General features: G+C 26.6%; 11 protein-coding genes. 4 read left to right on the top strand and 7 right to left on the bottom strand.

Features of this window, described 5'->3' with window-relative positions:
- Positions 1 to 2: 2 nt before the first annotated feature.
- A complete protein-coding gene (locus tag BHYOB78_RS05405) occupies positions 3 to 1,205 on the top strand; it encodes a cyclic nucleotide-binding domain-containing protein (protein ID WP_012669792.1) in 1,203 nt (400 codons plus the stop codon).
- Here the strand turns inward: BHYOB78_RS05405 and BHYOB78_RS05400 are convergent.
- Positions 1,202 to 1,924 (bottom strand): TlyA family RNA methyltransferase, encoded by a 723-nt coding sequence (locus BHYOB78_RS05400; RefSeq protein WP_012669791.1) that lies wholly within the window; start codon positions 1,922 to 1,924, stop codon positions 1,202 to 1,204. The two genes, BHYOB78_RS05405 and BHYOB78_RS05400, sit on opposite strands and share 4 nt — an antisense overlap.
- A gap of 11 nt (positions 1,925 to 1,935) precedes the next feature.
- The gene (locus BHYOB78_RS05395) at positions 1,936 to 3,447 is read right to left on the bottom strand and encodes a hypothetical protein (protein ID WP_020063436.1); all 1,512 of its coding nucleotides are present in this window, start codon (positions 3,445 to 3,447) and stop codon (positions 1,936 to 1,938) included.
- Between the two features lie 197 nt (positions 3,448 to 3,644).
- Here BHYOB78_RS05395 and BHYOB78_RS05390 point away from each other — a divergent pair, with 197 nt between their 5' ends.
- Positions 3,645 to 5,942: a DUF3536 domain-containing protein gene (locus BHYOB78_RS05390; RefSeq protein WP_012669789.1), complete on the top strand. Its 2,298-nt coding sequence runs from the start codon at positions 3,645 to 3,647 to the stop codon at positions 5,940 to 5,942.
- Positions 5,943 to 6,020: 78 nt separating this feature from the next.
- On the opposite strand, the gene BHYOB78_RS05385 is transcribed toward BHYOB78_RS05390, so the two are convergent.
- The 5 genes from BHYOB78_RS05385 to BHYOB78_RS05365 form a co-directional block, all read right to left on the bottom strand.
- Complete coding sequence (locus BHYOB78_RS05385; protein ID WP_020063435.1) at positions 6,021 to 6,521, bottom strand: hypothetical protein; 501 nt, start codon at positions 6,519 to 6,521, stop codon at positions 6,021 to 6,023.
- A gap of 11 nt (positions 6,522 to 6,532) precedes the next feature.
- Positions 6,533 to 6,955, bottom strand: a complete 423-nt coding sequence (locus tag BHYOB78_RS05380) for a SoxR reducing system RseC family protein (RefSeq protein WP_012669787.1) — start codon at positions 6,953 to 6,955, stop codon at positions 6,533 to 6,535.
- A 17-nt stretch (positions 6,956 to 6,972) separates the two neighbouring features.
- The gene (locus tag BHYOB78_RS05375; RefSeq protein WP_020063434.1) at positions 6,973 to 7,554 is read right to left on the bottom strand and encodes an SAM-dependent methyltransferase; all 582 of its coding nucleotides are present in this window, start codon (positions 7,552 to 7,554) and stop codon (positions 6,973 to 6,975) included.
- Positions 7,555 to 7,704: 150 nt separating this feature from the next.
- Positions 7,705 to 9,108, bottom strand: coding sequence for a tetratricopeptide repeat protein (locus BHYOB78_RS05370; protein WP_012669785.1), 1,404 nt, complete (start codon positions 9,106 to 9,108; stop codon positions 7,705 to 7,707).
- A gap of 99 nt (positions 9,109 to 9,207) precedes the next feature.
- Entirely contained in the window at positions 9,208 to 11,844 is a 2,637-nt protein-coding gene (locus BHYOB78_RS05365; protein WP_020063433.1) for a calcium-translocating P-type ATPase, PMCA-type, read from the bottom strand.
- Positions 11,845 to 12,389: 545 nt separating this feature from the next.
- Here BHYOB78_RS05365 and BHYOB78_RS05360 point away from each other — a divergent pair.
- Both BHYOB78_RS05360 and BHYOB78_RS05355 read left to right on the top strand, forming a co-directional pair.
- Positions 12,390 to 13,445 (top strand): hypothetical protein, encoded by a 1,056-nt coding sequence (locus tag BHYOB78_RS05360; RefSeq protein WP_020063432.1) that lies wholly within the window; start codon positions 12,390 to 12,392, stop codon positions 13,443 to 13,445.
- A gap of 147 nt (positions 13,446 to 13,592) precedes the next feature.
- A complete protein-coding gene (locus tag BHYOB78_RS05355; RefSeq protein ID WP_020063431.1) occupies positions 13,593 to 14,594 on the top strand; it encodes a hypothetical protein in 1,002 nt (333 codons plus the stop codon).
- The last annotated feature ends 69 nt before the right edge of the window (positions 14,595 to 14,663 follow it).

Here is a 14,663-nt window from a genome sequence, read left to right as displayed (position 1 = left end):
TTATGTTAAATTACAAAACCATAAATTTTAATAAATCTGCAACAATATTTATAGAAGGTCAGGAGCCTAAATATACATTTTATATAATAAAAAAAGGAAGAGTTCTAGTATATAGTTATTTTGCTGATAATTATACCGTAGAATATAAAGAAGGTGAAATTATAGGATTATTCAATGCCGTTTTAAATGAACCTTATTTCTCAACAGTAAAAGCCTTAGAAGATACAGAAGTAATAGAAATGAATATCAATGAAATAGAAAAAATAAATACTATAAGCCTTATAAATAAAATATATGATTATCTTCTGCTTAATATAGAAAGATGGCTTAACAGATACTATTACTTTTTGCATAAAGAAAATACCCCATATTATAACAGACATACTAAATCTAAAAATTTTGATATTCTGGAAATGTGCAAAATATACATTAATAATGGATTTACAGATGCTGCATATAAACTATATAAAAAATATGTAGAAATGAATCCTAATGATGAAGAGAAAAAAGAAGAACTTGATAATTTATATAATAGTATAAAACCTGTTGAAGAACCTGAAAATATAGAAGCAAACATATACAAATATAAAAAAGGATATTGTTTATATACAGAACTTCAAAGCAAAGATAATTTGTATATAATAAAATATGGAAAAGTTGGAGTATATAATATATTTGATTCCAAACAGGTAACAAGAAGAGTATTAACTACCGATGATGTACTTAACGGATATAGCCCTATTTCTAAAAATAGTAAATATCTTTCAACTACTGCTGTAGTTTTGGAAGACTCTATTATACAATTAATAAAAAAAGAAGATGCTATGAATTTAGTGCAGTCTGATAGAACTCTTAGACTATACTTTGTAAAAATGATGAGTATGAGAATATACAGTACTATTTCTAGAATAAGGTCTTTTAATGCTAATAAAGTAGTAAGCAAATTCGTGATAATAATAGAAGCGTTAATAAAAACTGAACTTTTATTCAAAAATATAAACAAAATAAAATTTCAATATAATATAAATGATATTTGTTCTATGATAGGCATAGAATATAAAAGTAATGTAGAAAATGAAATATTAAAAATAAAATCATTAGATATATCAGAAGAAGGATATTTAATGGTAAATGATGTAGAAGGCTTCTATAAAGAATATGAAATATATAAACAGAGAAATACACATAAAATAGAAAATGATTAAATAATAAAATGAGCTAAATATTCTATATTACCTTTAGCACCTTTTATAGGAGAGATGGTTCTATTAACTTCTTTAAATCCGCAGTCTATTATCTTTGAAATAGCATTATTTAATATTTTTTCTCTAAGTATATCATCTCGTATTATACCGCCTTTTGAAACATCACCTCTTTCAGCTTCAAATTGTGGTTTTATTAAAGTTACCCAAAACTCTAAATTATTTAATTCTTTAAATATGATTGGTGCTATTTTTGTTATTGATATAAATGATACGTCACTTACTATTACAGATGGGATTTCATCATTGAACATTTCTTTATTTATATCTTTGGCATTGAAATCTTCTATTGACACTACCCTATTATCATTACGAAGTTTATAAACTAGCTGATTATGTCCTACATCAAGAGCATAAACTTTTTTAGCACCATGCTTAAGCAGACAATCTGTAAATCCTCCTGTAGAAGCTCCTATATCTAAACATATTTTATTTTCTACAGATATTCCAAATTCTACAAACGCCTTTTCTAATTTTTCTCCAGCTCTTGATACATATTTTATATTCTGAACAACTTCTATATTATCAGTATCTTTTATTTTATGAGCCTTAGAAGTTACCTTTACTCCATTAACAAAAACACAACCGGCTAGTATTATATCCTGTGCTTTAGATCTGCTTTCTGTATAGCCTTCACTATGCACATATTCATCTAATCGCATTTATATTAGTATTATAATCCAAGGAAAGATTTTATTATAGAAAGAGAATTTCTTTCTTTATCTCTCATATTTACTTTTAAAAGCATTTGAGTATGATTGCTTTCTAATATATTTGAAGTTATATAAACTGATTCAAAAGTTTCAGTATATTCATCTCCAATACCATATAATGATAAATTAGAATTAAACTCTAAATATAAAGCCATAGTATTATTTTTAGCTATTTCAACTTTATCAGCAGATAATGCTGTTGCTGGCTTTTCACCATTAATTATAGAATCTATAACATTAGAATTATCAGAAATATATAATATAGAATCTTTTATATAGCATAAATTACCGCCAATTGTATAAATATCATCAGTAACATCTTCAGCAAATGCCTGTAATATTACTTTAACTGTATCAGTATCAGTTATAGAAGCAGAAATCAATAAAGCAGGAGATTCATCAGTATCAGCATTAGGATCATCCCAAACAGATACAAATATGTCTCCGCCCAAAAGTTCTATAAATTTATAAGCATCTATTCCATTCTCTTCAAGAGCTTTTAATTCTTCTTTAAGAGGAAGGCTGCTCATATCTCCTATAATATTTTTAAGATAGTTAGATAATTCTTTACTATTGAATGCTAAAGATAAGAAACCATAATTATTTTCACCATTAACAAATGAATATATATTATCAGCTAATTCTTTCTTTAGTAATAAACTGTCATAAGGATAATTAGGAGTATAGCTGTCAAGAAGTACCTGAGCATCTCCATTATTGAAATTTATTTTTGTAGTGATAACGGCATCTTTATATGCCTCTTTAGATATTCCATCATAACTTCTGCCGAATAAAAATTTAGCAAAATCAGAATTCTCATCAGCCAATAATGATAAATTAGCCCAAACATAAGAATCATTAGTTTCATTTTCTAAAGTTAAGAACTTTTCATCTTCTAAAGGAGTATTATTAATAAATACATAATTAGCTATATTAGTAATATCTTCTTTATTTAATTCTTCATTATACCAATAATTGTCTTTAAGTTTCAATGTAACAGAAAATATTTCTTTATTCCATGAAATCAAATTATATTCATCTAATGCCAAATATCTATAAGCAGCATTTTCAGCAACAGAAACTAATTTATCTTCCTGACTTGCCATTTTTATCATAAGCTTATCTAATTCGGTAATATCCTTAACATCAAAAAGTAATGTCATTTGCTGATATCCATTAAAGAAAACTATTCTTGATGTTTTAGAAAAATCTATATAATCATTTAATCTATTTGTCATAACTTCAGCAACGAAATCATCATCTCTGTATTCTAAATATCTATCAGCATATTGCTGCATAAAAAATTTATTGAAAATGTCTTGTAAATTAATTTCTCCTTTTTCAGCCATAGTTCCAGCATTAATAGAGAAAACACTATCAACATTATTTGGTATATATTTTTTATCTACAGCATAAGTTAAAGTGCTTAATGTCAATAAAAATAATAAGATCAAGGATACTACTCTGTTCATTAACTATCTCCTTAAAATGAGTTACAAAAAAGAATATATTTTATATTATATTAGACTATAATTAAAAGTCAAGTATTTATTTGTATACAATATTTTATATTAAAAAAATAATATAATTTCAAGTAAAAAAATCTTGCAATAATATATAAAATACTTATAATCATAAAATATGCTACTTCATAATATTAGGATATAATATGAGATATTTGATACTGCACGGTCATTTCTACCAGCCTCCAAGAGAAAATCCATTTTTAGGCGAAATACAAAAGGAAGCAAGTGCAGCCCCCGCACATGACTGGAATGAAAGAATAACGAATGAATGTTATAGTCCTAATGCTTATTCAAGAATATTAGACGGTTATGGAAGAATAAATGATATGTCTAATAATTATGAATATATGAGTTTCAATTTTGGTCCTACCCTACTTGATTATATAGCAAAGACAAGAGAAGATCTATTAAAACGTATATTGGAAGCAGATAAAAGAAGTATAGAAAGACTTGGATATGGAAATGCAATTGCTCAGGTTTATAATCATATAATATTGCCTCTAGCCAAAAAAGAAGATATGAGAGTGCAGATAAAATGGGGATTATATAATTTTGAGAAATATTTTGGAAGAAAATCAAGCGGAATCTGGCTTTCAGAAACTGCAATAAATTTAGATGTAGTTGATGCTTTATATGATTGCGGTGTTAAATTTACAATACTCTCTCCATATCAAGCACATTATGTAAAAAACATAACAACATTAGATGTATCAGGCGGAAAAATAGATACTTCAAAACCTTATTGGCTTTACGGACACAATGGAAAAAGAATAATTGTATTTTTTTATGATCCATATATATCTCAGGCAATAGCCTTTGAACATTTACTTACTTCATCTGATAAACTTGCAGAAAGAATAAGAAATGCTTATGGAGAAAGAAAACTTGTAAATATAGCTACTGACGGCGAAAGTTACGGACACCATGAACCTTTTGCTGATATGTGTTTGGCAAGATATTTTAAAGAGAATGTTCATTATGATAATATCACTCCAACTAATTATGAACATTATTTAAATATACATCCGCCTACAGAAGAAGTAATACTTCATAGCGGAACCGGTGGAAGAGGGACTTCTTGGAGCTGTTCGCATGGAGTAGAAAGATGGAGAAGCAACTGCGGATGCGGAGGCTGGGACGGATGTGATTTATCTTGGAGAGGTCCTTTAAGAGATGCTTTCGATATTTTGAGAAAAATGCAAGATAAATTATTCAAAACTTTCCTAGACTTCACAGATGAAACTAGAAATTCTTTAAGAGAAGAATATGTAAGAGCTATATATAATGATTTAGATGCAAGAGATCTATACGAAATATGCAGCAAATATATATCATTTAAAGAATTTGTATTTTTAATGGAATCTTATAAATACTCTTTATTTTCATATACATCATGCGGCTGGTTCTTTGAAGATGTATCGAGACTAGAACCTATAAAAAATATGCAGTATGCTGAACAATCTTTCCATTATGCTAGATTATTAGTAAAAGATAAAAATGTTGATTTTGTTGATGAAGCTCAAAAAGAATTTTTGAAAATGCTTGAAAAATCAATAAGCAATAAACCTGAACATCATAGTGCAAAATATTTCTATGAAAAAGAAGCAAAAGTTGATGTATTTGCAAAACTTTATGTTATTAATTACTTTATATTTAATCTCATAGCAAGTGAATACAGAGATGTTCATATCAATATTTTCAAACATGAAATAAAATCAACTAAAATAGAAAAAAATATTATAGAAGGTGTATTAATAGATAATATAGCAGCAGATATATATTTTAGAGTTAATACATCTAATGAAAATCATGAATTTAAAAATCAAATACAAATATCAGAAAATTATGATGAACTAGATAAATGCTCTGTTTATACAATGTATTTGAAAGATTTAAATTCAGATATAAGAGATAAATTAGCTGACAGTTTATTTGAAAATGACATAAAAAAATTAGATCATTTGATGCATGAAATATATCCTGAATATAGAAAACTTTTCACATATTTCAATTTAAACAGCGTTACTCCTGATTATGACTATAGAAGAATAATGGGTGCTATGGCTTCTCCAATACTAAGAGAAAAAATCATAGAAAGAGGAAGAGACGCTTATGATGAAGTATCCGGTGATTTAAAAGATGCAAGAAGTGCAGGTATATTTATATCAAATAGCGGAATATCAAGTCTAATTGGAGATAATATAAAAAATGCTTTGAATACATTATATGAAACAGGAAATACTGAAACAATATATGATGCACTTAAAGATATTAAATTTTTATCAAATAATGATATGCCTATAGATAGAAATACATTTGAAAATATATTTTATAAAATAATTTTAAAATATAAAAACACAGACATAAAATTTAATGATGAAGAAAAAGCATCATTTAAAGAGTTAGGATATTGGCTTAATTTCAATATGGATAATATATAATAATAATATTAATTATAAATAAAAGCTGATAACTTTATTAATTAAGTTATCAGCTTTTTTTGTATATACATTATTTTTTTAATTATTTGTATTTACTGTATTTACTTCATTAGTAGTATTATTAGTATTCATTTCATTAGTGTTTCTCATTATTAAACTGCCATTAAGTAAGCTTAATATAACTGTAAATGAATTATTAGTATTGCATTCTACATTTATTCTTATAACTCTGCCATTTTCAGTTGAGTTTTTAGCAAGTTCTATTTTTCCATCAGGCTGTTTTCCAAAATAATAATTTGTTGTGATATAATATCCTTCATTTTTCCATAAATAATTTGCGTACTTCACACTATAACTAAGAACATCATCAACATCATAAAAATTTAATATTTTTATATCACCCTCTTCTATATCATCTATCTTAGGATGTATTTTTAATCCTGTAACTTTATTAACAGACGATACAGCATCATTTCCTATTGTATATAATTCCTCATAAGGTTTATCCTTGGAAATGAACAAATATGTTATTATTGATGCTGCTATTATTGCTATTATAGTTGATATTATTTTTTTCATATAAAGCCTTATTATTCATTAAAATTTTCTATAACTTGATTTTTACAAATTATATTAGCTATTATTTTATTATCCTTTTTTAATTTTCTTAATCCCAAAATAACATAAATAAAAAACACAATAAAAGCAAATATAGGGCCTAAATTATGTTCTATATTTGATAATTTAGATATATACTCTCCAATGAAATACCCTGCTATAAGACAAATCAAAGGTATTACATAAACAAAAAAGTTAGTACCCCTTTTTAGTTCTTCTACTTCTATAACAACACTGTCCCCTTTATTAGCATTAATATTATTGAATGCTCTAAGAACAACAGGTTTACCAGAATTACATATAGTACATCCATCACAGCTTGCGCTTCTTTGCAATTCAACTTTAGCTACATTATTATCATAAGTTTCCAATACTAAAGCAAATTCTCTTTTCATTATTATCCCCCTTTATATTATCGTAACTTTTTAAAGTTTTTACAAAATAAAAATATTTCCCTGCTCTCATCTCTTGAACTTTTGGGCTTGAATACATTTACAGAATCAAAGTATTCAGATAGTTCTTTCTTAAAATCCTGCAAATCTTTACCGTCAAAAACCTTTATAAAAAAATTCCCATTTTCTTTTAATACTTCTTTAGCTAAATCAAATATAGATCTGCATAAAGAAATAGAACGGAAATGATTAGTTTCTCTGTCTGATGTAGTATTCGGCATAGCATCGCTTACTACAACATCGAATAAAGTATTATTGAATGTTGTAACATCCATATCCTTTATATCTCCCAATATAAAAGTAAATCTTTGATGAGCAAATGAATTAGGAAGTATATCAACACCCACTACAGAACCGCTTTTCAATATTTTATTGAGCATATACTGACTGAAAGATCCTGGAGAACAGCCTACATCAAGAACATTATCTGATGCCTTTATAAATTTAAATTTATTTTGAGCTTCTTCTAGTTTAAATACACTTCTAGCCTTATAATTTTCTTCTTTTGCCTTTTTAAAATAAAAATCCTGTACCTTTTTCATTTAACAATCAACTATCCCATAAACAATTTTCTATCATTTTGAATTAATTTTAAATAAAAATCAACTACTAAAATATAACATTTAAAATAAAAACAGCAATAGAATGAATAACATCTATCGCTGTTTATATCTATAACCAATTTATCTTATTTACAATATCCAATTTAGTTTTTCTTCGCTTCTAGTTACTCCAACAGGCAAATTTGTAAGCTGTGATTTATCAAGCAAATTTTCAAGTCTCTTTATTCCAACAATATCAATTCTTGACATAGCAGCATATCTTATAGCATCAGGACTAACCATAGCACAAGTTATAAGCATAGTATTAGCAATATTAGCATTAACAGCATAATCATATAAATGTACAAGCTCATCATTAAATATAGGGCTATAAGAAGTCCTAAAATAGATTATCTTTTTAGGAGAATGAGGACTATTACTCTCTTTAGCAAAAACTATTAAATATTTTTTATCAGTTATCTTAGAAGAGTATGGAATAAGTCCTATGCTTGCTACAACTTTTAAAGCCATATCAATGAAATCATCACCCTCTAATTTAAAGAACTTTTTAATATTTTCACTATATCTAGAATCTTTATAATTGTTAAGTTTTTCATTGGCATCTCTATAATTAGGATCCATTACGATTACACTTTCTAATATCTCCATTGATTTATTGATATTACCAACTATATCATAACATTCAGAAAGAGTATAAAGTATAGCCAAATTTAATTCTTTATCATAGCTGTCATAACTTATAGCTTTTTCCAAAGTTTTTATAGCAGATTCAATATTTTCTAATTTTATATAACAAAGCCCCATTTCATATAATGATCTGACAGAATATTCTTTATCTTTATAAGAATTAGAATAATATCTTATAGCAGTTTTATAATCTTCTCTTCCCCTATAAGCTCTTCCCATATTATAATTTAATAAAGGATCATCAGGAAACTTCTTATAAATATTATTCATACCAGATATAGCATCATTGAAATTGCCAATATTAACAAAACAAAAAGCCTTATATTTTAAAGCTTCAGAATTATTAGGCTGTACATCTAATGCTTCATCAAAATATTTTATAGCTGTATCATATTGTTTATTTTCATAGTATATTATGCCTATTTCCAAAGAAACTATAAGTTTATAGTCGTCTATTGTAAAAAGTGTAAGATATTGAGCTAATGCTTCTTCTTTTCTATCAATTTTATTTAAAGCTCTAGCCAATGATAAAATAGTTTCCGGATTTTTATCTCCGTCATCTATAGCATGTCTGTATTCTACTATTGCAAAAGAATATTCTTCCATGTTGGCATAGCAATCACCTATCATGGCATGTATTTTTGCCCTTTTTGTACCAGGTTTATCTTTAGCTAAAATCTCTTTAAGTTTTAATAAGGCAACATCATTTTTTCCTTCGCTAATAAGCTTATTTACCTTATCAATATCAGAAATCTTATCTATTGATTTCCCAAATAAAAATTTTTTTACTATAAGCAAAAGTGTAATGAATACACATACAAATACTATAATAGCAATATTATTCATACTTCAAATCTACTCTATATTTTAAATTTATACTATATATAAATTCGGAATTATTATATATTATTTTAAAAAATAATTCCAATTTTTATTGTAAAAAATTTATCTCTTAACCATTCTAGCAAATATTTTAAAAATTTCAGCAGCTAGAATAACTATAAATGAAATTCCTACGATTTTTAACCAAGTATTTAAACTTAAAGGTACTGTATTAAAGAATCCTCCGGCATACTGAGTTGCTAATATCTGTAATACAAAAGTGATACCCATACTTAAAAGCATTAATTTATTATTAAAAAAGTATTTAAATACACTATCAAAACCTAATTCTCTACTGTTGAAAGAATTAAATATTTGGAACATTACAAACATAGCAAATAACACTGTAGACTGCTCAGCTTCAGCAACTTTTAATATATTCATCTTACTTTGAAGCATAAATAATATAATCATAACAGTAGCTGAAAATACTATTTTGAATATCATTTTTTTAGTTACAATGCTTGCATTTCTTTTTGTAGGCATTCTTTTCATCAAATTATCTCTTATAGGTTCAAGTCCCAAAGCAATAGCAGGAGGTCCGTCCATAATAATGTTTATCCATAATAACTGTATAGCAGAAAACGGAGATTTAAATCCTGTTAATGTAGAGATAAGAACAACTACAACAGAAGCCAAGTTAACAGTAAGCTGAAACTGTATAAATCTTTGGAAATTATCGTATATTCCTCTTCCCCATTGAACAGCCTTAACGATAGTAGCAAATGAGTCATCAAGAAGAACTATATCGCTAGCCTCTTTAGATACTTCAGTTCCTGTTATACCCATAGCAACACCAACATCGGCATTCTTAATAGCAGGAGCATCATTAATACCATCGCCTGTAACAGCAACAACATTACCCATTTCTTTTATAGCATTAACAACACGCATTTTTACAGTAGGAGTACTTCTAGCTATAACTGATATCTTGCTTAAATTCTGTTTTAATGTGCTGTCATCCATAGCATCAATATCTTTTGCCTCAAGAACAATACTATTTTCATTAAGTATTTTTAATTCTCTTGCAATCGCAGTAGCAGTAACTATATTATCACCTGTAAGCATTTTTATATTTATTCCTGCACTTCTGCATTGCTCAACAGCATCGTAAACCTCTTTTCTTACAGGGTCTGATATAGCAACAAATCCGTCATATACCATATTGTTTTCAAGCTTTTCTCTTATATTTTCTATATCATCATCTACTATTTTATGGGCGAATGCTATTACTCTTTTTGCCTCATTTTGGAATTTTTCTATCGCCTCTTCAATACCTTTTTTCTCATCATCGCTAATGCTGCACATAGCCATTATTTTTTCAGGGCTTCCTTTAGTAAATACAATAGTTTCATTCTCAACTTTAGCAACCGTTGTCATATTTTTAGTTTCTGATGAGAAAGGATATTCATATATGATTTTTGATTTCTCTCTTATCTCTTTATAATTAAATCCTGATTTACTAGCAGCAACTAATAAAGCACATTCTGTCGGATTACCTAAAAACTTAGCAATTCCGTCTTTATAATCAACGTCAGCAGTAGAGTTTATAGCAAAGTTTTTTATAATCTTTTCATTCTTAATATTTTCAGGTTCTATATATTCACCATTAGCAAATAATTTATTTAATGTCATTTTATTCTCTGTAAGAGTACCTGTTTTATCTGAACAAATAACATTAACGCTTCCTATAGTTTCACAAGCAACCATTTTTTTAACTAATGCATTCTGTCTAGCCATTTTTATAATATTAATAGATAATGAAACAGCAACTATTGTAGGAAGTCCTTCTGGAACTGATGCTACAATCAATACTATACTTGTAATGAATGCTTCTGATATAGTATCAAAACTAGCATTACCTGTTCTAATAAAATTAACTACCTGAATAATAAAAACTATTACAGCAGCTGTTATACCGAACATAGCTATTCTTTTACCCAACTGAGCAAGTTTCTCTTGTAAAGGTGTAGAAGTTTTCTGAGTTTTTGATAATTCTCTAGCTATTTTACCGAACTCTGTTGCATCTCCTACAGAAGTAACAATCATCTTACCATTACCTGTAGTAACAAATGAACCAGAATAAGCCATATTTATTCTCTCAGCTACAGGAGTTTTTGTATCAGATAATAATGCTTCTGCATCTTTTTCTACAGGTTCACTTTCTCCTGTTAAAGCAGATTCATCAATATTTAAAGATACACTTTCAATAAGTCTTCCATCAGCAGGCAGTTTATTTCCTGTTTCTATAAAAGCGATATCCCCTACTAGCAAATCTTTCTGATTTATTATTTCTATATTTCCATCTCTTATCACTTTTACTCTTATATCTTCATTTATACTATTTAAAGCCTCGAATGCTTTGGCACTTTTACCTTCCATAACTATAGTAATAGTAATAGATAAACTTATAGCCAAAAATATACCCAAGCATTCTAAAAAATCAGCATGCCCTCCATTGAAATATGCAACTGTATTAACGCTTATTGCTATAATACCTGCAAAAATAAGCATGAGTATCATAGGCTCTTTCAATGATTCTAATATTTTCTGAATCAAAGTTGCGCCTTTTTCTTTTGTGAAGCTGTTGGCTCCATATTTTTCTAAGCTTTTCTTTCTGCCTTCCTCTGTTAAACCTATTTTTGGATCAACATTCAGAGCCGTTAAAATATCATTTTTACTCCCTAAAAAACTATCCATAAACTAACCTCTCATTTAATTATTTTAATTTTAATAAAAGAAAAAATGCATAAAAAAAGACTCATGCATAAATAAATCATTAAAGAACAATAAATTCATCCTTAAAGATTTATTTATACCTGAGTCTCATTAATTAAGGCTTGCCAAACTCTACAATTTAAGAGCTGCGATGTTGACTTTGCCGCGTAAAATTACGCCAATTACTCCCTCATGAGTATTTGATTATGTATGAGTATATTATACCAGATAAAAAAACAATGTCAATATATTGTAAATAAAAAAAATATATTTTCTAATATATTTACATTATACAAAGTAATATAAAAATATACAAATAATAAAATACACCTACTATAGTTCATAAAAAACAAACAGTAAATATTGACTTTTAATATACTTACTATATCATTTTACATAGATTACAGTAAGGTAATTATGTTTATGATAATGTTGCTATATCTTGATAATATTTATTTTCTTAAAAATTTAGTAAATGCTATATAAATTCATTTTATATTTTTAATAATTTGTTTAGGAGATTATATATGTTAAAAAAAATTATAATAACTGCCGTATGCATAATTGCAATCATATTTATAATAACTTGCTCAGCATCAATAACTAATTCAACATATTCTTTAGAAGAGGATATTGGAGATGGAAGCTTTATAGATCCTAATGGCAGTGCTGCAGAACCAATTATAGTAGATCAGAGTATGATATCAGAATTTATAAAAAAACATAATGGAGTCTATTATTCAAAATATGAAGACGGAAGCCTTGATATGAGGTATATAATAGATGGTGATAAAATATATAATGGATATGGTACAGAAGTTATAGCTACAACTAAAACTTTATCTGGTAATAAATTGCAAATATACATAAAAGGAAAAACTTCAAGTGTTGTTTCCGGTTATGATATGAATGATGAAATGTATACTTTTAATTTTGCTACAAATAGAAATATATATCTTTTTGCCAACGCTATATTTCATAAAGAAACATATTCTTTGCAGAAAGGATATGATGATAAAATGGGAGAGCCTATACCAGAATTGCAAATAGAAGCCGGAAATTACTATTACTATGATTATGATGATACTAAAAAATATTATATTCTTATATCAACAACAGGACAAATATATATTGATGAACATTTAAATGTAACCTATTCAAGTGCATATTTGCAAAATAAACTTTTAACATTAAAATATAATAAAGTCGGAGGAACAACAAGAAAACAGGAACTTCATTTTTATAATGAAAGATTGATATTTGGTAATACTTGGATTAATAATCAATTGCAATATGAAGCTTTAAAAAGATATGATTCATTCAGTCCTTATATAGGAGTATATAAGTCTTCAGATGGTACTACAACTTTAACTGTTAAAGCTGAAAAAGTAGAACTAATTACTGATGGACTTGGTATACGCGATACATATACACCTGTTATGGTTGTAAATACTTTGACTATATATAAATATTCATCTAGAACTCCTACTAAAGAATATAAAATAGTATTCAGTGATGATAAAACAAAAGCATCTTATACTAAACCAAATAACGGCGGTACTATAGATTTAATAAGACAATAATAAATAATTTTAATAGTTTATTTTTTATATATAATAATATAATATTGACTTTTTTATTCGTTTAAAATATTATTTGATTAGATTATTATAATATGTAAATATTATATTTATTTAAAAAATAATAATTCTTTAATTTGGGAGAAAAAAATGATTAAAAAATTCTTATTAATTTCAGCATTTATTATATTTGCTGTAAGCTGCTCAGGAAATAATTCAAATCAGACAGCATCAAATTCAATAATAACAAATGCTTCAGAAATATCTAATTTCCTAAAAAAATATGATGGAAGATATTACCATCAGCATGAATTTACAAACGGAAGTTATACTCATGTTGCCTTTAGAATTGAAAATGGAAACATGTATATAGGTGAAGATAAAACTCCAGCAAGTGAATTATACTTATCAGGAAATTCATTGGAACTAAATGTTAATGGAAATACTCAGTTAAGTAATACATATAATCAAATATATTCAATAATAGAAGTTAATCTTTTTGATGATCATCTAAAATTTAGTGGTAAGAATATTTTTGATAAAGAAGATTTTAACATTCCTGATGAAGACTATATAGTAATAAAGCAATTCAAGGAATTAGGTAATTATGCTGGTAATTATTATATACCAACATATGACAGCAATGGTCAGATTAAAGTAAAAAATTACACTATACTTATAGATAAAGAAGGTAATATATACGGATACAAAGGAATGACAAATGTGGGAATGACATTCACATTAAATGGTAATATGTTACAATCAGAACATAATGATAAGAATAATGAAAAAGTTATAATGTCTTATGAATTAGAAAAAGATAGAATAATTTATCAAATAAATTTCATATATGGAAAAGAATATTCATATGAATTAATGAAATCAGATATATTTACACCTTATTTGGGAACATATTCATCAGGAGATATCATTGTAAAAGTAGAAGAAAATAATGCTAGCATTAATACATCTAAAGGAGATTATCATTCTTCTATAATAAATGGAAATGATTTAACAATATCAGAAATATTCTTTGAAAATAATGAAAATCCAATAGAAATAAAAGAACATAAAATAATATTCAGCGATGATAAAACAAAAGCTAGTTATATTAAACCAGATGGAACAACTATAGAATTAATTAAACAATAAATAATCTTAATAAAGATAGAAAATAAAAAATCCTATTCATATTTATTTATGAATAGGATTTTTTTATAT

This window comes from Brachyspira hyodysenteriae ATCC 27164 (assembly GCF_001676785.2).
GTDB classification, from domain to species: domain Bacteria; phylum Spirochaetota; class Brachyspiria; order Brachyspirales; family Brachyspiraceae; genus Brachyspira; species Brachyspira hyodysenteriae.
The sequence above is the reverse complement of the archived record's forward strand: the minus strand, read 5'-3'. Positions and strand labels throughout refer to the sequence as shown.